16 protein-coding genes are annotated in these 21,275 nt (G+C 65.1%); 11 read left to right on the forward strand and 5 right to left on the reverse strand.

Annotated elements, in window-relative coordinates:
- Window positions 1-239 precede the first annotated feature (239 nt).
- The 6 genes from B0E46_RS06340 (at window position 240) to rapA (ending at window position 11,561) form a co-directional block, all read left to right on the forward strand.
- Window positions 240-917: a DUF502 domain-containing protein gene (locus B0E46_RS06340; protein WP_077554921.1), complete on the forward strand. Its 678-nt coding sequence runs from the start codon at window positions 240-242 to the stop codon at window positions 915-917.
- 2 nt (window positions 918-919) lie between these two features.
- Window positions 920-2,740: a M14 family metallopeptidase gene (locus B0E46_RS06345; RefSeq protein WP_077554922.1), complete on the forward strand. Its 1,821-nt coding sequence runs from the start codon at window positions 920-922 to the stop codon at window positions 2,738-2,740.
- 142 nt (window positions 2,741-2,882) lie between these two features.
- Window positions 2,883-5,027: a M13 family metallopeptidase gene (locus B0E46_RS06350; RefSeq protein WP_077554923.1), complete on the forward strand. Its 2,145-nt coding sequence runs from the start codon at window positions 2,883-2,885 to the stop codon at window positions 5,025-5,027.
- A gap of 382 nt (window positions 5,028-5,409) precedes the next feature.
- Window positions 5,410-7,749: a catecholate siderophore receptor Fiu gene (locus B0E46_RS06355; protein WP_077554924.1), complete on the forward strand. Its 2,340-nt coding sequence runs from the start codon at window positions 5,410-5,412 to the stop codon at window positions 7,747-7,749.
- A 153-nt stretch (window positions 7,750-7,902) separates the two neighbouring features.
- Complete coding sequence (locus B0E46_RS06360; protein ID WP_077554925.1) at window positions 7,903-8,583, forward strand: Fe2+-dependent dioxygenase; 681 nt, start codon at window positions 7,903-7,905, stop codon at window positions 8,581-8,583.
- A gap of 122 nt (window positions 8,584-8,705) precedes the next feature.
- Window positions 8,706-11,561, forward strand: coding sequence for an RNA polymerase-associated protein RapA (gene rapA, locus B0E46_RS06365; protein WP_077554926.1), 2,856 nt, complete (start codon window positions 8,706-8,708; stop codon window positions 11,559-11,561).
- Window positions 11,562-11,614: 53 nt separating this feature from the next.
- On the opposite strand, the gene B0E46_RS06370 is transcribed toward rapA, so the two are convergent.
- The 5 genes from B0E46_RS06370 to B0E46_RS06390 all read right to left on the reverse strand — a co-directional run bounded on the left by B0E46_RS06370 (window position 11,615) and on the right by B0E46_RS06390 (window position 17,135).
- Window positions 11,615-12,982, reverse strand: coding sequence for an amino acid permease (locus B0E46_RS06370; RefSeq protein WP_077554927.1), 1,368 nt, complete (start codon window positions 12,980-12,982; stop codon window positions 11,615-11,617).
- A gap of 26 nt (window positions 12,983-13,008) precedes the next feature.
- The gene (locus tag B0E46_RS06375; protein WP_077554928.1) at window positions 13,009-13,626 is read right to left on the reverse strand and encodes a rhomboid family intramembrane serine protease; all 618 of its coding nucleotides are present in this window, start codon (window positions 13,624-13,626) and stop codon (window positions 13,009-13,011) included.
- 185 nt (window positions 13,627-13,811) lie between these two features.
- Window positions 13,812-14,498, reverse strand: coding sequence for a C40 family peptidase (locus B0E46_RS06380; RefSeq protein ID WP_139350451.1), 687 nt, complete (start codon window positions 14,496-14,498; stop codon window positions 13,812-13,814).
- A gap of 485 nt (window positions 14,499-14,983) precedes the next feature.
- Complete coding sequence (locus tag B0E46_RS06385) at window positions 14,984-15,694, reverse strand: YggS family pyridoxal phosphate-dependent enzyme (RefSeq protein ID WP_077554930.1); 711 nt, start codon at window positions 15,692-15,694, stop codon at window positions 14,984-14,986.
- A gap of 16 nt (window positions 15,695-15,710) precedes the next feature.
- Entirely contained in the window at window positions 15,711-17,135 is a 1,425-nt protein-coding gene (locus B0E46_RS06390; RefSeq protein ID WP_077554931.1) for a M20 family metallopeptidase, read from the reverse strand.
- A gap of 213 nt (window positions 17,136-17,348) precedes the next feature.
- Here B0E46_RS06390 and B0E46_RS06395 point away from each other — a divergent pair, with 213 nt between their 5' ends.
- The 5 genes from B0E46_RS06395 (at window position 17,349) to B0E46_RS06415 (ending at window position 21,105) form a co-directional block, all read left to right on the forward strand.
- The gene (locus B0E46_RS06395) at window positions 17,349-17,714 is read left to right on the forward strand and encodes a helix-hairpin-helix domain-containing protein (RefSeq protein ID WP_077554932.1); all 366 of its coding nucleotides are present in this window, start codon (window positions 17,349-17,351) and stop codon (window positions 17,712-17,714) included.
- Window positions 17,715-17,814: 100 nt separating this feature from the next.
- Window positions 17,815-18,288 carry an SET domain-containing protein gene (locus B0E46_RS06400; protein WP_077554933.1) on the forward strand — a complete coding sequence of 158 codons (474 nt, stop codon included), beginning with the start codon at window positions 17,815-17,817 and terminating at the stop codon, window positions 18,286-18,288.
- 5 nt (window positions 18,289-18,293) lie between these two features.
- Window positions 18,294-18,833, forward strand: a complete 540-nt coding sequence (locus tag B0E46_RS06405; RefSeq protein ID WP_077554934.1) for a GNAT family N-acetyltransferase — start codon at window positions 18,294-18,296, stop codon at window positions 18,831-18,833.
- Between the two features lie 185 nt (window positions 18,834-19,018).
- Entirely contained in the window at window positions 19,019-19,708 is a 690-nt protein-coding gene (locus B0E46_RS06410) for a response regulator (RefSeq protein WP_077554935.1), read from the forward strand.
- Window positions 19,705-21,105 carry a sensor histidine kinase gene (locus B0E46_RS06415; protein ID WP_077554936.1) on the forward strand — a complete coding sequence of 467 codons (1,401 nt, stop codon included), beginning with the start codon at window positions 19,705-19,707 and terminating at the stop codon, window positions 21,103-21,105. Before B0E46_RS06410 ends, B0E46_RS06415 begins: the two co-directional genes overlap by 4 nt.
- Window positions 21,106-21,275 lie beyond the last annotated feature (170 nt).

Raw genomic sequence — 21,275 nt, forward strand, 5'->3', positions numbered from 1 at the left:
TGATTCGCAGGGTACGGAAAAAAATCACAGGGGGCGTCCACATAACCGACCGGCCACGCAAGAGAAAATGACTCGACTGCCACAGGCAGACGAAAGCTCCACGCCTGATGCCGGAGTGCAAGGATGCAGAAGCGATTCCTGCATTCGTCGAATGAGACCGGTGCGAGAAACCCAAGCCACAGCAGAGCCACCACCCTCGCCTACAATGCGAAATCCCCAAACCCACCGCGGATCGACCCATGCGCCCCCTGCGCCTCAAACGCTACCTGCTGACCGGCCTGCTTACCTTCATCCCGCTGTGGGTGACCTGGCTGGTGTTCAAGTTCGTGCTGGGCATGCTGGCCGGCATCGGTGCGCCGCTGGTCGGCGCCCTGCTGCATGCGCTGGCACTGGTGGCGCCGCATGCGGCCGACGCGCTCAACACGCAATGGCTGGTGTTCATCATTGCGCTGCTGATCACCCTGGTCGCGCTGTACCTGCTTGGCTGGCTGGCCAACCGGGTCATCGGCCAGCGCTTCATCAATGCGTTCGATGGTCTGCTGGCACGCATTCCGGTGGTGCAGACGATCTACGGCGGCACCAAGAAGCTGATGACGGTGTTGCAGAACAAGCCGTCCGGCGTGCAGCGCGTGGTACTGGTGGAGTTCCCGCGCCGCGGCATGAAGGTGGCCGGCTTCGTCACGCGGGTGATGACCGAGGACGGCAGCGGCCGCGAGATGGCGGCGGTATTCATCCCGACCACGCCGAACCCCACCGGCGGCTACCTCGTCGTGGTGCCGCTGGATGAGCTGACTCCAACCGACTGGACGATGGATCAGGCGATGGCCTTCATCATTTCCGGCGGCGCGGTGGCACCCGATTCCCTGCCCGCCTCGCCCGCCACGCTGCGCCACGACGATGCCGAGGATCATGCATGAGCATGCGCCGTATCCTCCTGTCCACTCTGCTGGGCATGGTCGCCATGACCGCTCATGCCACCGGTTCAAGCAGCACGGCGTGGATTACACCGGCCGAGGCGGCGCAGTTCCGCACCACGCCAAGCTATGCCGAGACGCGGGCTTATCTGGAGCGCCTGCAGAAGGCCGCCCCGGGGATCATCCACCTGGAAACCTTCGGCACCACGCCGGAAGGCCGGCCGATGACGGTGGTGATCGCCAGCAGCGATGGCGCGTTCACGCCCGAAGCGGCACGTGCCGCACACAAACCCGTCGTGCTGCTGCAGGCCGGCATCCATCCGGGCGAGATCGAGGGCAAGGATGCCGGGTTGATGCTGCTGCGCGATATCGCGGTCACCGGCAAATACCCGCATGCGCTCGATCGCCTGGTGCTGGTCTATATCCCGGTGTTCAGCGTGGATGGCCACGAGAACTCGTCGCCGTACCACCGCATCAACCAGAACGGCCCGGACAGCATGGGCTTCCGCGGCCAGTCGCAATACCTCAACCTCAACCGCGACTACGTCAAGGCCGACGCGCCGGAGATGCTGGCGTGGCTGAAGTTGTGGCAGCAGTGGCTGCCGGATTTCCTGATCGACGTGCATACCACCGATGGTGCCGACTACCAGTACGACCTGACCTGGTACACCGAGGATCCGCACAAGCTCGACCCGGCGGTGAGCGCATGGCAGCAGGACATGATCGTCAACCACGCGATGCCTGCGTATGAAAAGCGCGGCCACCTCGCCTCGATCTACCTGGAATTCAAGGACGGCCGCGATCCACGCAAGGGCATCGAGAACTTCGGCTCCGGCCAGCGTTTCTCGACCGGCTACGCGGCGCTGCAGAACCGGCCCGCGCTGCTGATCGAAACGCATATGCTGAAGCCGTACGCGAAACGGGTGCATGCCGTCTACGACCTGGTCGAACTGATGCTGGAACAGATCGACCGGCATCCGGCGGCGCTGCTCGCCGCCACGGCCAAGGCCGATGCCGACACCGTAGCCCGCGCCCGCGATGCGCAGGCGCGTGTGCCGCTGACCTTCAAGGCCGATCCGCAATCGACGAAGTTCGAACTGAAAGGCTATGCGTTCACGCTCAGCCACAGCGACATCTCCGACAGCGCATGGATCCAGTACGACCCGAGTCAGCCTAAGACCTACAGCATCGACAACTGGAACGGCTTGCTGCCGGACCTGTCGATCACGCCGCCGGCGGCGTACGTGGTGCCGGTGCAGTGGACGGCGATCATCGACAAGCTCGACGCGCACGGTATCCACTACCAGCGCATCGAGCATCCGTTGACGATCCATGCGGAGGGCTACCAGCTCGATCATCCGCAATGGGCCGGCAAGCCATTCGAGGGCCATTTGATGCTGCGCCACTTCGACCTGCATGCCGCACCGCGCGAGGTGACGCTGCCGGCCGGTTCGGTGATCGTGCCGCTGGACCAGCGCGCCGCCAACGTGGCGATCAACCTGCTCGAACCGCAGGCGCCCGACTCGCTGCTGCGCTGGGGCTTCCTCGATGCGGTGTTCGAGGCCAAGGAATACGGCGAGCCGCGCGTGCTGGAAAAACTGGCGCGCGTGCTGCTGGCGAAGGACCCGTCGCTCAAGGCCGAGTTCGACCGCAAACTGCACGATAACCCGGCTTTTGCGGCCGATGGCGATGCGCGGCTCGCCTTCTTCTTCGAACATTCGCCGTGGTATGCCGCCCAGCACGTCGGCGCCTACCCGGTGCTGCGGCTGGATGCCGCCCAGTGGCGGCACCTGCAGGCTGCGCATGCCTCGACAGGTACCCCCTGACCTTTGACACTGTCTGGGTCATGACGTTTGACCTAGCGTGGCAGAGGCATGGCCGGGTTTTGGGGGGAGAAACCAGCAGGATTCGGCCCGTGACGACCAACCTATCCGCCCAACGGGCGACCTTACTCACAGAGGGACATCCATGACCAAGCAGTATCTGAAGCCCCTGGCCCTGGCGGTAAGCCTGGCTCTGACCTTGACCGCCTGCGGCAAGAGCGAACAGGCCGCCACCCCGGCGCCGGCCCCTGCCAGCACCGCCGCTGCCGCCAGCACTGCCCCGGCAGCTGCCAGCACCAGCGCGGCCGTCGACACCGGCAAGAGCATCTTCGACGTCAGCGAGCTGGACCCGACCATCAACGCCTGCCAGGACTTCAACGGCTTCGTCAACGCCAAGTGGGTCGCCGCCAATCCGATCCCCGAAGACCGCACCCGTTGGGGCGCCTTCGACCAACTGGCCGATGCCAGCCTGAACACGCAGCACGACATCGCCGACGCCGCCGCCAAGAATGCAGCGCAGGCCCAGGCCGGTTCGATCGAACAGAAGATCGGCTACCTGTACCAGTCAGGCATGGACGATGCCGCCATCGAGAAGGCCGGCTTCGACCCGATCAAGCCGAAGCTCGATGCCATCGCCGGCCTGAAGAGCCCCGGCGACATCGCCAACTACATCACCAAGAGCTACGCCGAGGGTGACGGCCAGGTGTTCGAGTTCGGTGCCGGCGCGGACTTCCAGCACGCCGACATGCAGATCGCCTACGCCAACGAAGCCGGCCTGGGCCTGCCGACCAAGGACTACTACAGCGACGCGAAGTACAAGGACATCCGCGACGCCTACGTCGCGCATATCGCGAAGTCGTTCGAGCTGACCGGCGTGGCCGAGGCCGACGCCAAGAAGCAGGCCGATGAGGTGCTGGCGTTCGAGACCAAGCTGGCTGCCGCCTCGCTGTCGCCGGTCGAGGAACGCGATCCGAAGAACGAATACCACTTCGTCAGCGTCAAGGACGCCGACAAGGTCACCCCGCACTTCAGCTGGGACAAATTCTTCGCCGCCCAGGGCGTGACCATCGACAAGGGCTTCTCGCTGTCGCAGCCGAAGTTCTTCGCCGAGTTCGACAAGCAGCTGGCCAGCGCGCCGATCAGCCAGTGGCAGGCCTACCTGCGCTTCCACACCATCGACGACGCCTCGCCGTACCTGAGCAAGAATTTCCAGGACAACAAGTTCGACTTCTACGGCAAGACCCTGGCCGGCCAGCCGCAGCAGAAGCCGCGCTGGAAGCGCGTACTGGGCGCGGTCAACGGCTCGATGGGCGAGGCGCTGGGCCAACTGTACGTGGCCAAGGTGTTCACGCCCGAGGCGAAAGAGCGTGCGCAGGAACTGGTCGACAACGTGCGCAACGCGCTGAAGGCCCGCATCGAGAACCTCGACTGGATGAGCGCCGAGACCAAGGCCAAGGCGATCGACAAGTGGAATACCTTCCTGCCGAAGATCGGTTACCCGGACAAGTGGCGTGACTGGTCGGGCCTGAACATCACCCCCGACAACTACTACGCGAACATCGAGGCGGCCGGCAAGTTCAACTACGACTACGACATCGCCAAGATCGGCAAGCCGACCGACCGCAAGGAGTGGGGCATGACCCCGCAGACGGTCAACGCGTACTACAACCCGACCGACAACACGATCAACTTCCCGGCCGCGATCCTGCAGCCGCCGTTCTTCAATGCCAAGGCAGACGACGCGATCAACTACGGCGGCATCGGTGCGGTGATCGGCCACGAGGCCAGCCACGGCTTCGACGACCAGGGCAGCCAGTTCGACGGCGCCGGCAACAACAAGAACTGGTGGACCAAGGACGACCGCGCCAAGTTCGACGCCCGCACGCAGAAGCTGGTGGACCAGTTCGACGCCTACTCGCCGATCAAGGACAAGCCGGACCTGCACGTCAACGGCAAGCTGACCCTGGGCGAGAACATCGCCGACCTGGGCGGCATGAACGTGGCGTATGACGCCCTGCAGGCGGCGCTGAAGGCACACCCCGAGGAAGCCGGCAAGAAGATCGACGGTTACACCGAAGACCAGCGCTTTTTCCTGAACTGGGCGCGCGTGTGGCGTGGCAACGTGCGCGAGAAGCAGGCGGTGCTGTCGCTCAACACCGACCCGCATGCCCCGGCCTCGCTGCGTGCCATGGCTGCACCGTCGAACATGCCGGCATTTGCCAGCGCGTTCCAGTGCAAGCCCGGTGACGCCATGGTGCGTCCGGACGACAAGCAGGTGAAGATCTGGTAAATCGCCACGGCGGATTGCCGCAGCACACTGCGGCATGAAGACCAGGGCCCCGCACGCAAGTGCGGGGCCCTTTTCGTTGGTCGCCACGCCAGATGGGCTGCTCTTTCCATCACAGCGACAGGCATCCGCTCGATAACTGTATTGCAAATCATTCTCATTAAAAATATCTTATGCATCTGCCCGGCCTGGCGCACGGCGCACATGAACCACGGCGCCCCATGCCAGACCACCAATCACCGGGTTTGCATGGCTACGCGGCCACTCCCCGCGCGAGCCGCCTGCTGACCCGAATTCCTGCATCCAGCCATTGCGAGACATCCGCATTCGCCAGACCCGCCAGGCCCTGTCGACATGCGACGCCCTATCAATCCACGGAATCCCCATGCCTTTCATCAACAGCCGCAAACATCCTGTAGCACGGCGCAAACCGTCCCCGGCCTCCGGCATGGTGGCCGCCACCTTGCTCACCGGCCTGGCACTGGCGCTGCCCGCGGCAGCTGCCGACATGCCGGCCAGCAGCCTCGACAGCGATGCACAGGTCGCCAACGCAAAGACCTTGCCGAGCATCAAGGTGGAAGCCACCCCCAACGACTACAAGATCGACAAGGTCTCCTCGCCCAAATTCACCCAGCCGATCCTCGACACCCCGCAGACGATCAGCGTGATCAGCAAGGAGCTGTTCCAGCAACAGGGCGCCACCACGCTGACCGAAGCGCTGCGCAACAGCCCGGGCGTGGGCACCTTCTACGCCGGCGAGAACGGCTCGACCAGCACCGGCGACGCCATCTACATGCGCGGTTTCGATACCTCCGGCAGCATCTTCGTCGATGGCGTGCGCGACCTCGGCACGATCTCGCGCGACGTGTTCAACATCGAGCAGATCGAGGTGACCAAGGGCCCGGACGGCACCGAGTACGGTCGCACCGCACCCACCGGCGCGATCAACATGGTCAGCAAACAGCCGCAGCCTGGCAACAGCGTGTCCGGTTCGGTCAGCTACGGCAGCGCCGACCAGAAGCGCGGCACCGCCGACTGGAACCAGGCGATCGGCGCCAACGCAGCGTTCCGGCTCAACGTGATGGGCCAGAACAGCGGCGTACCCGGGCGCAACGACGTGGAGAACAACCGCTGGGGCGTGGCGCCGTCCCTGGCTTTCGGGCTGGGCACGCCGACCCGCGTGTACCTGGATTTCCTGCACGTCAAGCAGAACAACATCCCCGATGGCGGCGTCTCGACCATCGGCCTGCCCGGCTACAGCAGTCCCGATCCGTTGCGCCCCTTCCTTGCCGATGCGCCGAAGGTGAACCCGGACAATTTCTACGGCACCAGCCAGGACCATGACCGCGACCAGCAGGACATGTTCACCGCGATCATCGAGCACGACTTCTCGGACAACATCGCGTTGCACGACACGCTGCGCTGGGGCCGCACGCGGCAGGACTACCTGCTGACCTCGTTCATGGCAACCGCGGCCAACCTGCTGACGCCGGATCCGGCCGACCCGTCGACCTGGACCGTGGCGCGCAGCAATCCGAACTTCAAGCACCAGAACAACCGCATCGCCACCAACCAGACCAATCTCACGGTCAACTTCGAAACGGGTGCGGTCGTGCACAACCTCAGCACCGGCATCGAGCTGACCCAGGAAAAGGCCACCGCGCTGGGTATCGCCGCGTTGAACGGCAGCACCTGGCCGGCGGCCAACCTCTACGATCCCGACGCCGATGTCGGCGGACTGCGCTACGGCCCGAACGGCACCTACACCAGCGGCCAGACCACGACCGAAGCGGCCTACCTGTTCGACACCATGAAGTTCGGCGAACAGTGGCAGATCAACGCCGGTGCACGGCTGGATCACTACAGCACCGACTTCACCAGTACCGTGGTCTGTGGCGGCAAGAGCACCCCCGCGTGCGGTCCGCTGCCGGCCGGCAGCGTCGTGCCGGGCATCGACGCCCGCGTCTCCGGCAACCTGCCCAACTACAAGCTCGGGGTGCTGTACAAGCCGGCCGCCAACGGCAGCATCTACGTCAATTTCGCCATGTCGCAGGAACCGCCGGGCGGCAATACGCTCACCTTCAGCAGTTCGGCCAACAGCCTGGACAAGCCCGACCTCGAACCGCAGAAGTCGCACACGGCCGAGATCGGCACGAAGTGGAACCTGCTCGACGACCGTTTGCTGCTGACCGGCGCGCTTTACCGCACCACGGTCACCAACCAGCTGGTGCAGGACCCGACCGACCCCACCCAGTACGACCAGATCGGCAAGCAACGCGTGCAGGGCATCGAGATCAACGCCGTCGGCAAGCTCACCGACAACTGGTCGCTCAGCACCGGCTACACGATCATGGACACCAAGGTGGTCAATGGCAGCTCGGTGACCTCCGACGGCTCCAGCGTGCTGGCCTATACCCCGAAGAGCGCCTTCACCGCGTGGACCAACTACCGCCTGCCGTTCAACCTGACCCTCGGCGGTGGCGCGCGTTATTCCGGCGAGCTGCAGCGCGGCACCGACAGTGCGATCGGCACGCCAGCCTATACACAGGCCTACTGGGTGTTCGACGCGGTGGCCAGCTATCCGGTCAACCAGCACCTCGACCTGCAATTGAACGTGTACAACCTGTTCAACAAGGATTACGTCGCGGCGATCAACAAGAGCGGTTACCGCTATATTCCAGGGGTCGCCCGCTCGGCCATGCTCACCGCCAACTTCCGCTTCTGACATTTGCCGAGCCAGCCCTTCTTCGCTTGGGAGAAGGGCTGGCGTGAAGGTTCAGTGCGGAAACTGGCGGCAGCACTCCGAACACACGCTTATCCGTCCCTTCGGCCAGCTTCTCCCGAATCGGGGAAGGGAAACCCACAGCTGGAACCCGTCATGCTGCTGCATATTCCCGAAGTTCTCAGCCACGACCAGGTCACGCACTTGCGCAGCGCACTGGATGCCGCCGACTGGACGGATGGCCGTGAAACCGTCGGCGCGCAGGGTGCGAAGGTGAAGCGCAACCGGCAACTGCCGGACACCTCGCCATTGCGGCAACAGCTGGGCCAGGTGGTGCTGCACGCCCTGGCGCGACATCCGGTCTACCACGCAGCGACGCTGCCGCTGCGCACGCTGCCTCCGCGCTTCAACCGCTACGAAGACGGTGGCCAGTATGGATTCCACATCGACGGCGCGGTCATGCTGCTCCCCGCCGAGAGCGGCCAATTGCGCAGCGACATCTCCTGCACCCTGTTCCTGAGCGAACCGGACGAGTACGACGGCGGCGAGCTGATCGTCAACGACACCTACGGCGAGCATGAAGTGAAACTGCCTGCCGGCGACCTGGTCGTCTATCCGTCCAGCAGCCTGCACCGCGTCGCACCGGTCACTCGTGGCGCGCGCGTCGCCTCGTTCTTCTGGGTACAGAGCCTGATCCGCGACGACGGACGGCGTCAGCTCCTGTTCGAACTGGATGCCTCGATCCAGAGCCTGACCCAGTCCGGTGCCGATGCTGCTGCGCTGCTACGACTGACCGGCGTCTATCACAACCTGCTACGCCAGTGGGCCGAGACCTGAACCCGGCCAGCCGCAATTGCAGCGATCCCGGCTGACTTCGCATTGCCCGGCCGCAACCAACTGTTCCCAGCGCGTGCTGCTGAGCGGATAATTGTCGGCCCTTGATGCAACACGGCTGAGCAATGTTCGTACCTGGTCAACGCTGGATCTCCTCCGCCGAACCCGAGCTCGGTCTCGGCACCGTATTGCGCGTCGAAGGACGCGGCGTGCAGGTGCTGTTTGCCAAGGCCGGCGTGCTGCGTCCGTACGCGGTCGATTCTGCGCCGCTGCTGCGCGCCGAGTTTCGTGCCGGACAGCGCGTCGCCGGCAAGGGCATCGCGTTCCTGGTGGAGCGCGTCGAGATCCGCGACGAGCTGCTGATCTATCGCGGCGAAGGCCGCGAGCTGCACGAAGGCCAGCTCGACGACGAACAGAGCGTCAGCCAGGCCGACGACCGCCTGATCGGCGGGCGCACCGATCCGGTCGCGCAGTTCGAATTGCGTCTGGAAGGTCTCAGGCGGCGGGCCGAAGCACGCCGTTCGCCGATGTGGGGCCTCGGCGCGGCACGGATCGGACTGGTGCCGCACCAGCTGCGCGTCGCCGGCATCGCCGCCGCTCGCCGGCCGCCGCGCGTGCTGCTGGCCGATGAGGTCGGCCTGGGCAAGACCATCGAGGCGGGCATGATCATCGCGCGCCAGCTCGCCACCGGCCGCGCCTCGCGCGTGCTGCTGCTGCTGCCCGACACGCTGGTGTACCAGTGGTTCGTCGAGCTGCTGCGTCGCTTCAACCTCAGCTTCGCGATCTATGACGAGGAGCGCTGCGAGGCGCTGACTCAATCCGACGAGCAGCAATCCGGCAACGACAGCAACCCGTTCGAGGACGAGCAGCTGGTGATCGCCGATTTCGGCTTTCTCGAGAACTCGCCGAAACACGCGCAGCAGCTGCTGGATGCACCGTGGGACCTGCTGGTGGTCGACGAGGCGCACCACCTGGCCTGGTCGCCGGACGCGGCCAGCCCGCGCTACACGATGGTGGAGCGGCTCGCCGCGGCCATCCCCGGCGTGATCCTGCTTACCGCGACACCGGAACAGCTCGGCCGCAGCGGCCACTTCGCCCGCCTGCGCCTGCTCGATCCGCAGCGTTATCAGGATCTCGACGGTTACCTGGCCGAAGCCGACAGCTTCCAGGCATTGTCGCGGATCGCCGATCGCCTGCTCGACGGCGCGGCGCTGGACGATGGCCAGCGCGCCGCCCTTGCCAAGGCCTTCCGCGGCGATGCGGCGCTCACTGCGCAGCTGGCCGACTCGACCAAGCCGGACAATGCGCGCGCCCTGCTCGCCGCCCTGATCGATCGCCATGGCACCGGCCGCGTGATGTTCCGCAACAACCGCGCCGGTGTCGGCGGTTTTCCCAAACGCCTGCCCGAGTGGCATCTGCTGGATGCCGATACGCTCGACGAGAACGCCAGGCAGTCGCTGCTCGCCGAATTCCATGCCGACATCCAGCAGCCTGCGAGCCTGATCGAAGTCGACTACAGCGCCGACCCGCGCATCGACACGTTGACTGCCCTGCTGGATCAGCACCCGCAGGACAAGTTCCTGCTGATCTGCCGCAGCCAGGCCAAGGTGCTCGCGCTGGAGGAAGCGCTGCGCACGCGCACCGGCACCGGCATCGCGCGTTTCCACGAAGGCCTCGGCATCGTGCAGCGGGACCGCAATGCGGCGTACTTCGCCCAGCCCGACGGCGCCCGTCTGCTGCTGTGCTCGGAGATCGGCTCGGAAGGACGCAATTTCCAGTTCGCGCACCGGCTGATCCTGTGGGACCTGCCGCTCGACCCCGACCTGCTCGAGCAGCGCATCGGCCGCCTCGACCGCATTGGCCAGAAGCACGACATCGTCATCCATATCCTGGCCGTGGCCGACAGCGCGCAGCACGTGCTGGCGCGCTGGTACGACGAAGGCATCGACGCGTTCCGCATGAGTCCGGCCGATGGACGCGAGCTGCTGCGCCGCTACGGCGAACCGCTGGCGCGCCTGGCCGAAGAGCATGCGCGCGGCGACGACAACCGCGACCAGGAACTGGACGTGCTGCTCGCCGAGACCCGCGCCAGCCACGAGCAGATGGCCGAACTGATCCGCGCCGGCCGCGATCACCTGCTGGAACTGGCCGCCAGCCGCGACCTGCACGCCGACGAGCTGCAGCAGGCGTTTGCCCGCGAGGATCGCGCACCCGATCGCGACGCTTTCGTGCAGCGCCTGCTGGAAGCGTTCGGCATCCATGCCGAGGAACTTGGCGGCCAGGTGCTGCTGCTCGACCCGCAATACCTGTCCACCGATGCCCTGCCGGGCTTTGCCGACGGCCCGCAAGCGGTCACCTTCGCCCGCGACGTGGCGCTGGCGCGCGAGGAGCTGCCGCTGTTGCGGCTGGACCACCCGCTGGTGGCCGGTGCGCTGGACTTGGCCCTGTCCGGCGAACAGGGCAATGCCGCCTTCATGGTCGACGATGAGCTGTCGCCACGCACCGCCCTGCTGCAGAGCGTGTTCGTGCTCGAATGCGTCGCCGACCGCCGGCTGGATGCCGAACGCTTCCTGCCGACCATGCCGATCGTGGTGACCATCGACACCCGGCTGGCCGAACGCGTCGACTTTTCGCCGAGCGAGATCGCTCTGCGCAAGGCCGGCGACCGCAACATCGAGGTGATGCGCTACCGCAAATTCCTCGGCAAGCTGGTGCCGCCGATGCTGGAACGCGCCGAGACTCTCGCCGCCGCACGTGGACAGGGCAGCATCGACGAGGCGCTGGCCCTCGCCACCGCCACGCTGGATGCCGAACTGTCGCGCCTGCTCGCCTTGCGCGCGGTGAACCCGTCGGTTAGCGAGGCGGAAATCGCCGCCGTCGCGGACGAACGCTCTGCCCTGCTGGCAGCGCTGCCGCAATCGCGCCTGCGGCTGGATGCGGTGCGCTTCGTGGTCAGTCCGGATTTCCTCGCGCTGCGCTGAGGCGACGCCGCCGCCACGACCACCGCAAGCCTGCCGGTTGATCCGCTTCGCGATCAACCGGCAGGGGCGTAATCCGCCTCCCGCAGGCGGCGGTCGACACCAAACAGCTTGTACGCCACCGTCAGCAACAACACCCACGCCACGCCCACGTACAGCGCCACCCTGGTATCGGCGCTGTAACCGAGCATCACCAGCACGAACGCGAGAAAGGCCAGGCACACCACGCTGCTCAGCGGCCACCAGCGCAGCTGGAAAGGCAGCGCCGTCGTCTGCCGCCGGCGGAAGCGCCAGTGCGCGATCAGCACCATGCCCCAGGTCCACACCGTGTTGAAGGCAAGGATCGACATCATCATGCCGAAGATGCGCTCGGGCACCAGGTAGTTCAGCAGCACGCCCAGCATCAGGCAGGCCATGGTCACCAGCACGCCGCGCACCGGCACACCGTGCCTGCTCAGCTGCTGCAGTCCGGCCGGCGCCTGCCGCTTGGTCGACAGGCTGTACAGCATGCGGCTGCCGCTGAAGGTGGTGGAGTTGAAGCTCGACAGCGCCGCCGTGATCACCACGAAATTGATCAGCCCGGCCGCCTGCGGAATGCCGAGCTTGGCGAACGTGGTGACGAAAGGGCTGCCCTGCGTGCCCAATTCGTTCCACGGGTAGATCGCCATGATCACGAACAACGCGCCGATGTAGAAGATCAGGATGCGCCAGATCACCGAGTTCACCGCGCGTGGAATCGTGCGCTCCGGATTGGATGCCTCGGCCGCCGCCATGCCGATCGTCTCGATGCCGCCGAACGAGAACACCAGCACCGGCAGCGCCAGCACCATGCCGGTCACGCCGTTGGGGAACCAGCCACCATGAGTCCACAGGTTGGACACGCCCACCGGATGGCCGCCATTGCCCCAGCCCAGCCAGATGATGGCGGCGCCGCCGAGGATCATCAGTACCACGGTCAGCACCTTGACCAGCGCGAACCAGAACTCCAGCTCGCCGTAGACCTTCACCGCCATCAGGTTCAGGCCGCCGATCATCGCCACGCTGCCGAAGGTCCAGATCCACTGCGGCAGGTCGGGATACCACTGCTTCATGTAGATGCCGACCGCCGTGCTCTCGGCGATGCCCACGCCCATCATCAGGATCCAGTAGTTCCAGCCGGTGAGATAGCCGGCGAACGGACCGAGATACTTGTGCGCATACGTGCTGAACGAACCGGCCACCGGATCGTGCACCGCCATCTCGCCCAGCGCGCGCATGATGATGAAGATCATCGCGCCGCCGAACAGGTAGGCAAACAGCACCGACGGCCCAGCCAGCTTGATCGTGCTGGCCGAACCGAGGAACAGGCCGGCGCCGATGCACATGCCCAGCGCCATGAAGGTGATGTGGCGCGGGCTCAGTCGGCGTTGCAGGGTTTCAGACATGGTTTCCGCTCATGAATGGAGGTGGGTCAGCGCATCAGGCGCCGTTTCGGTTTGAGCGGCAAGCGCCCGCGCCAGTATTCGATCAGCACAATGCCGCCCAGCATGCCACCAAGGTGGGCGAAATGCGCTACGCCAGGCTCGAAGCCGGTCACACCCATGGTCAGCTCGACGACTGCATAACCGGTCACGAACAGCCATGCCGGCATCGGGATCGGCAGGAACATCAGCATCACTTTCTCGTGCGGATACATCATGCCGAAAGCCAGCAGCAAACCGAAGATCGCGCCGGACGCACCCAGCGTGGGGCCGTACTCCGCCGGTGGGAAAAACCACAGCACCGCCAGTTGCAGCAGCGATGCCACGATCGCGCAGACGAAGTAGTAGATGGTGAAATTGCGCGCGCCGAGGGTGCGCTCGATCGCGCCACCGAACATGTACAACGCGATCATGTTGAACAGGATGTGGGGCACTCCGCCGTGCAGGAATGCACTGGTGACGATCTGCCATACCCCGAACAGGCCGCTGCCCAACGGCCATAGCGCGAAGTACTGCAGGATGGCATCGCCCATCACCTGTTGCAGCAGGAACACGGCGATATTGGCGATGAGCAGGTTGCGCGTGACGGGCGGCAGATCAAAAGGCATCAGGCTATTTCCGGAGAGTCGACGGCGGCAGGGTACGCATCATGCAGGCATGGATGCCATCACGGCACGCATACGCTGACCCATACGATGCCGGATCGTTCATCTGCCACTTGCATCAGGAGTGGGTGGCGGCCAATGAAAAGCCGCCTTTCGGCGGCTTCTCGAAACGATTGCAACGGCAATGATCAACCCTTGCTCGCCACCTGCGCGATCCCCTCGGGACGCTTGGCGCCGGCGAAGCGCTTGGCCCAATAGGCCTCGTTGAGGCTGGAAATCTCCACCGACTTGCCGCTGGCCGGCGAATGGATGAAACGACCATCGGAAATGTAGATGCCCACGTGCGAAATGCGGCTCTTGCCATGGGTGTGGAAAAACACCAGGTCGCCCGGCTTCATGTCGGCGCGATTGACCTTCAGGCCAGCCAGGAACTGTGAAGCGGAGTTGGTCGGCAATTGCAGGCCCACCGCATGGGCGAACACGTAGCGCACGAAGCCGCTGCAGTCGAAGCCGGTAGAGGGATCGCGGCCGCCGCGCACATAGCGGATATCACGCAGGTTCATCGCCAGCGAGATCAGCGCCTTGCGCAGGTCGGTGACATTCTCGGTGCCATTCGCGTCTGCTGTCTGCGTGCCGGCGGCGATCTGGTCGGATGCGCCGCCTGCGACATTCTCGTTGGCCGTGGCAGGCGAGCCGGCATGGATGGGCTTGCTCGACTGGACCAGCATTCCAGCCGGATTGAACAACGGAGACTGTGTCAGCCATGCCGGCGTGGCATTCGTGGCCGACGGCGAACCGCTCAGCGTGAACGAACTAGCCTGAAGTGAAGCAGGTATCGGCAGCTCCGACTTCAACTGCACGGGAGCGTCGGCCAACTGTGCGAAATCGGCACTGGATTCCGCTGCATCGGAGTGCGTGTCCCGCTGGGTGGTAGCAGCCAGCTTGCCGTGCGTGCGGTGGGTCGACTTGTGCTGCGTCGGCTTGCTGTGGGTCGGCTTGTGCTGCGCATGCTTCGCATGGACTGGCTTGCCGTGGGTCTTGCTGGTCGCTGCCTGCGTGGGTGCAACCACGAACATGGCAGCTGCGAGCACAGAACAGACAGTCAATCGTTTGATTGGCATGCGGGAAAAATCCCTTGAAGTACACAGGATTAGCCGCCTGCAAAGCTGACGACGTGACTAGGGAGTGAAATTAGCAAGAACGCCCCGGCTGTTTGTTGGATCGGGGTTAACTGAACCCCATCGTTCCAAAAAAGCGTGATAGACGTCACATTATTTATAAGATATTGATTTAAATGATTTAATAGGTGTGTTTCGGTCGAATTTTGGCACTTACTGAACTGAATTAAGAAAATTAGTCATTAATTAACACCCTGTCCGGCCCGGCGGCCAAAGATCGCCGTGCCAATACGCACCTCAGTGGCGCCTTCCGCGATCGCGAGAGGAAAGTCCCCGCTCATGCCCATGGAAAGCCTTGGCAAATCATGTCCTTGTGAAATCGCTTGGTCACGCAATTCGCGCAGCTGCCGGAAGCATCCACGCACTTCGGCCGGCTCGCCCGAGTGGACCGCCAACGTCATCAGGCCGCGCACGCACAAGCTGTCGTAAGCACGCAAAGCATCGAGAAAAGCCGGCAACTGCCCAGGCGCCAGTCCGTACTTGCTGGGTTCGGGCGAGGTCTTGACCTGGACCAGCACGTCAATCGTCCGTCCGGCCTGCTGCAACTGCCGATGCAGCGCAGCCGCCAGCTCGATCCGGTCCAGCGACTGCAGTTCGCTGGCCAGCCGCGCCACATCTTTGGCCTTGTTGGTCTGCAGGTGCCCGATCATCACCCAGCCGATGCCGGCATCGGCCAAGGCGGCCGACTTGCCCCGGATCTCCTGCACCTTGTTCTCGCCAAAGCGGTGCAGGCCCAGCGCAGTCGCGGCCCTAATCACGTCGGCACCGAACGTCTTGCTCACTGGCAGGATGTCTACCGCGGCCGGATCGCGGCCGGCCGCACGACAGGCGTCATCGACCCGCCGGCGGGTCTGCGCCCAGTTCTCGGCCAGATAGGCGGTATCGGCACTCATCAGCAGGGCGCCGGCCTCAGGCCCTGGCGCCCTGCTGGTGGTGTCGCGCCACGACTTCGGCCACCACCATGCTGACCTTCTTGCCGGTGGGGATGTGCAGGAATTCGTTCGGCCCGTGCGCATTGGAATGCGGGCCGAGCACACCGGTGATCAGGAACTGCGCCTGGGGGAATTTTTCGCCGAGCATGCCCATGAACGGGATGCTGCCACCCTCGCCCATGTAGGTCGCTGGCGCACCGAAATAATGCTGCGAGGCATCGGCCACCGCCTGCTCCAGCCACGGCGACAGCTGCGGCGCGTTCCAGCCGCTGCCATCCTTTTCCAGCGCGAAGGTGACCTTGGCGCCGTACGGCGGGTCCTTTTCCAGCAGCTGCTTGAGGAACTCGCCGGCCTTGGCGCCGTTGAGTGTCGGCGGTACGCGCAGACTGAGCTTCACCGAGGTCTGCGGACGCAATACGTTGCCGGCACTGTCCAGTGGCGGCATGCCGCCGATGCCGGTCACTGCCAGCTGCGGACGCCAGGTGCGGTTGAGTACCAGCTCGGCCAAGTCGTGGGTGACCGGCTGCATGCCCTCGACCCATGGGAACTTGTCGTAGATCTCCTCACCCAGCACCCCGGCGGAAAGCTTGGCCTGCTCGACCCGCTGCGCGGGAATCTCGACGTAGAGCTCCTTCGGCTTGATCTGGCCGGTGACCGGATCCTCCAGCCGCGACAGCAGTTCGCGCAGGATGCGGAAGCTCGACGGCACCACGCCGGAAGCGTCACCCGAATGCACGCCCTCTTCCAGCACCTGCACGGTGAGGTTGCCGCCGGTCATGCCGCGCAGCGAGGTGGTCAGCCACAGCTGGTCGTAGTTGCCGCAGCCGGAATCGAGGCACACCACCAGCGAGGGGCTGCCGATGCGCGCGGCCAGGTGGTCGACGTAATAAGGAAGGTCGTAGCTGCCCGACTCCTCGCAGGCCTCGATCATCACCACACACCGCGCGTGCGGAATGCCCTGCTCGTCCAGCGCCAGCAGCGCGGCCAGCGAACCGAAGATCGCATAGCCATCGTCGGCACCGCCGCGACCGTACAGCTTGTCGCCCCTGATCACCGGCGTCCACGGACCGAGGCCTTCGGCCCAGCCGGTCATCTCCGGCTGTTTGTCCAGATGACCGTATAGCATCACGGTGTCGTCGCCCTCGCCAGGCACCTCGATATAGATGAGCGGGGTGCGCCCTTCCAGCCGCACCACTTCCAGCGTGGCGCCCGGCAGCGCCGCCAGCTTGGAGCGCGCCCAGGTCTCCATCAGCCTGACTGCAGCATCCATGTAGCCGTGCTCGACCCACTTGGCGTCGAACATCGGCGACTTGTTGGGAATGCGGATGTACTCGACCAGCTGCGGCACGATTTCGTCGTCCCACAGGCCACTGACAAAACGGGAAAGGCGGGCGGTATCCATGGTCAAGCTCCGGGGGCGATCAGACCGCCATTGTAACAGTGCACTCCAATCACACCGGCATCGACGCCGACACACCATCAGGCGACGCCCACAGCGGATCGCAACGCTTGCGCACAGCCTTGCCTTGGCATGTCCGACTGTGCCCTGGCCCGGCACCGGGCACTGTGCTGCTGCGGCACCGGGATGCCGCCATCACACCCAGGGAGAAAGGCCATGTTCCACAAACTTGCCATGTTCGCGCTTGCATTGATCCTCGCCTGGCCGCTCGCGTCATTCGCCGCGACGCCGGTCAACATCAACAAGGCCGACGCGCCCACCATTGCCACTTCACTGGATGGCATCGGCCTGTCGAAGGCCCAGGCGATCGTCGCCTGGCGCGATGCCCACGGTCCCTTCAAGAGCACGGACGACCTGGCCCAGGTCAAAGGTATCGGCGCGGCAACGCTGGAACGCAATCGCGCCGCCATCCTGCTCACCGACACCGTAGCGGATGCTCCGGCAGCCAAGGCAGACAAGCCGGCCAAGAGCCGGCGCAAGAGCAAGAAGGCCGCTGCGGAAACGGCGACAGCCGCGGACTAATCCGCAGAACTTCCAAGGATGGAAGACCGGGCGGCGCGATCCATGGCGGGTCGCGCCGCTTGGGTTACACTCGCGCGCCCCTCCTGCCGCCACGTCCGCCATGATCCTGCCGCGCTATCACGTTGCCGCCTCTGCCATCCATGGCGCCGGCAAGGGCCTGTTTCTCGACGAAACCGTCGCGGCCGGGCGCATCATCACCGCGCCGGACGGCATCAACCAGACCTTCCGCCATGCCGACATCACGGCATCGCCGGAGCTCAACGCACAGTTCCACGCCAGCGCGCGCTGGTTCGAGGACCGCTACACGCTGTCTCCCGACTGGCCGGACGAGTGCTACATCAACCACAGTTTCACGCCGAACGGGCTGTGGCATCTGGGTTTCGTGTTCGCACTGGCCGATCTGCCACCCGGCACCGAGATCACCGTGGACTACCGGCACCTGCTGCCGCCCGGCCAGGCCGAGGATTTTGTCGATTCGGTCACAGGTGAGATAATCACCGGATTGTCCTGGCAAGAGAGTCTCGCCAGCAGTACTCACGCACTGGCCGAATTGCTGGGTGCCACTCACCGCTGATTGTGATGTTTGATATTCCAACTCTAGAAACAGCGCGCCTGCGCCTGACCGCGCTGACCGAAAAGCACTTCAACGATTACGCCGCCATGCTGGCCGATCCGGAAAGCACGCGCTGGATCGGCGATGGCCAGCCACTGGACCGCACCAACGCCTGGCGTTCGCTGGCCATGCTGCTGGGCCACTGGCAACTGCGCGGCTGCGGCATGTGGGCGCTGGAACTGAAGTCCACCGGCGAGTTCATCGGCCGCGCCGGCCTGATGTATCCCGATGGCTGGCCCGATCTGGAGCTCGGCTGGATGCTCAAGCCGGAACACCGCCACCACGGCTATGCCACCGAGGCAGGCGATGCCGTGCTCGATTTCGCCTGGCACCAGTTGCACGCCCAGCGCGTGATCAGCCTGGTGCGGATCGGCAACGAAGCCTCCGACCGCGTGGCCGAACGCCTTGGCGGCGAACATATCGAGGACATGGATTTCTACGGCAGCCACAGCCACGTGTTCGCTTACTATCCGCCGCATCGCGAGCACCGCCGCGCATACGCCTGAGCTGCCGGCACATAAACAGCACCTGCGCGCTGCCGGAACTAGCGCGTACGCAAACTTGTCTGCAACTGCACAACCCCGGAGAATCCGCAGGCATCCACTGCCCGCTCCGGGCAACGTCCTGCCTCCGGCCACACCGCACACGCCATACTTGCTGTCACGCGGCCCACGTTCCCAGGAGTTTTCCCATGCGCATCCTGCTGGCCGAGGATGATCCCTCGATCGCTGAAGGCATCTGCGGGTCGCTGCGGCACGGTGGTCACGCCGTGGATCACGTGGCCAGCGGCAACCTCGCCGATGCGGCGTTGCGTGATCACGAATATGACCTGCTGGTGCTGGATCTGGGCCTGCCCCTGCTCGATGGCAGCGAAGTGCTGCGACGCCTGCGCAGCCGTGGCACCGGGCTGCCGGTACTGGTGGTGACCGCACGCGACGGCCTGTCCGAACGCATCCGCGTTCTCGACCTGGGTGCCGACGACTACCTGGTGAAACCCTTCGCACTGTCCGAATTCGAGGCACGCGTGCGGGCGCTGCTGCGCCGCGCCAGCAGCCAGGGCAAGCCGGAATTGCAACTGGGCCGCCTGCGGCTGGACCTGCCCGGACATCGCGCCTGGATCGACCAGACCCCGCTGGAACTGACCGCACGCGAGTTTGGCCTGCTGGAGGCTCTCGCCCTGCGTGCCGACCGCGTTACCAGCCGCGCGCAACTGATCGAGGCCCTATGCGACTGGGATCAGGAACTGACCGACAACGGCCTGGATATCGCGATCCATCGCCTGCGCCGCAAGCTGCAGGGCAGCGGCACGGGCGTACGCACCATCCGCGGCCTGGGCTATCTGCTGGAAGAAGCCGAAGCGCCCGCGAGCGATCCGGCATGAACCCACCCACCAAGCCTCGCCGTCGCCCCAGCCTGCGTCGGCGCCTGCTGATCTTCCTGCTGATTCCGATGGCCGCCCTGCTGCTGCTGGATGCCATGCTGACCTACGGGGTCGCCCTGGGCTATGCCAACCAGGTGCATGACCACGACCTCAGCGACGATGCGTTGACGCTGGCGAAGATGCTGGGCAACGACCAGCTCGGCGGCACGCTGACGCCGCAGGCGCGCTTCCTGCTCGAGTACGATCCGGCCGGCCACAGCTACTTCAGCGTCATCAGCACCAAGCACGGCCTGCTCGCCGGCAACGGACGCCTGCCGCAACTGTCGCAGATGCCGGCACTGGGCATCGCACCCACGCTGTACAACACGCAGCTGGACAAACATGCGCTGCGTGCCGCCAGCGTGCACACCGCCGCCAGCCACGACCCCAGCGACAGCCTGATCATCACCGTCGCCGAAACCCTGCGCGACCGCCACGACCAGGCCCGGGAAATCCTTTTTCTGGCCACCGTGATGCAGACCCTGCTGCTGGTGAGCGTGCTGTCGCTGGTCTGGTTCGGCGTCAGCCGCGGCCTGCGCGTGCTCGACCCGCTGACCGCCAGGCTGGCCGCCCGCACGCATGAGCTGACGCCGATCAACGGTCCCGATGTGCCGCAGGAAATCCAGCCGCTGACGCGCACCATCGACGCACTGTTCGGTCGCCTGCGCGGCATGCTGGCCTTGCATGATCGCTTCATCGCCGATGCGGCGCACCAGCTGCGCACGCCACTGGCCGGATTGAGCCTGCATGTCGACCGTGCCCTGGCCGACCCGCAGCCGGCGACCGTGGCCGATGCGCTGATGCACATCCAGCGGCTGACCCAGCGCGCCGCGCGGACTTCCTCGCAGCTGCTGTCGCTGGCCCGTGCACAAGCCTCGCCGCCGGACAGCGAGGAATGCACGCAGCTCGATCTGGGCCGCCTGATTCCCGAAGCCGTGGCGCTGCGCGTGCATGATGCCCTGGTCGCCGGCGTGGACCTGGGCTATCAGGGTCCTGCTACTAAGCAAACGCTATGCATACTCGGCGATGCTGCCAACGTGCAGGATCTGCTCGACAACCTGATCGACAACAGCGTGCGCTATGGCGGCCGCGGCTGCACCGTCACCGTCGCTTTACACGTGCAGGCGGATGGTGGTGTCAGCCTCAGCGTCGAGGACGACGGCCCCGGTGTACCGCCCGAACTGCTGCCGCGCCTGAGCGAGCGCTTTTTCCGCGCTTCACCCAACGGTGAAGAAGGCACCGGACTGGGCCTGGCGATCGTCCAGCGTATTGCCGAACGGCACAACGCCGAAGTGATCTACCGGTCGGGCGAAGTGCGTGGGCTGTGCGTCGAAGTGCGCTTTCCGCCAATGACGTGACATGCACCCGGATCGCGGACTCACTGCACCGGTCCTGTACGTTTGAACGCATTCCCCTATTGCGATCCCCTGCTTCACCTTCACAATAGGCGTTGAAACCACCGTGGCGATCAATGACGACCACCACGGATTCCGACCCGGCGCGCCAGCACCGAACCATTGCCATGGAA

The sequence above is a fragment of the Rhodanobacter sp. B04 genome (assembly GCF_002001125.1).
Taxonomy (GTDB): Bacteria; Pseudomonadota; Gammaproteobacteria; order Xanthomonadales; family Rhodanobacteraceae; genus Rhodanobacter.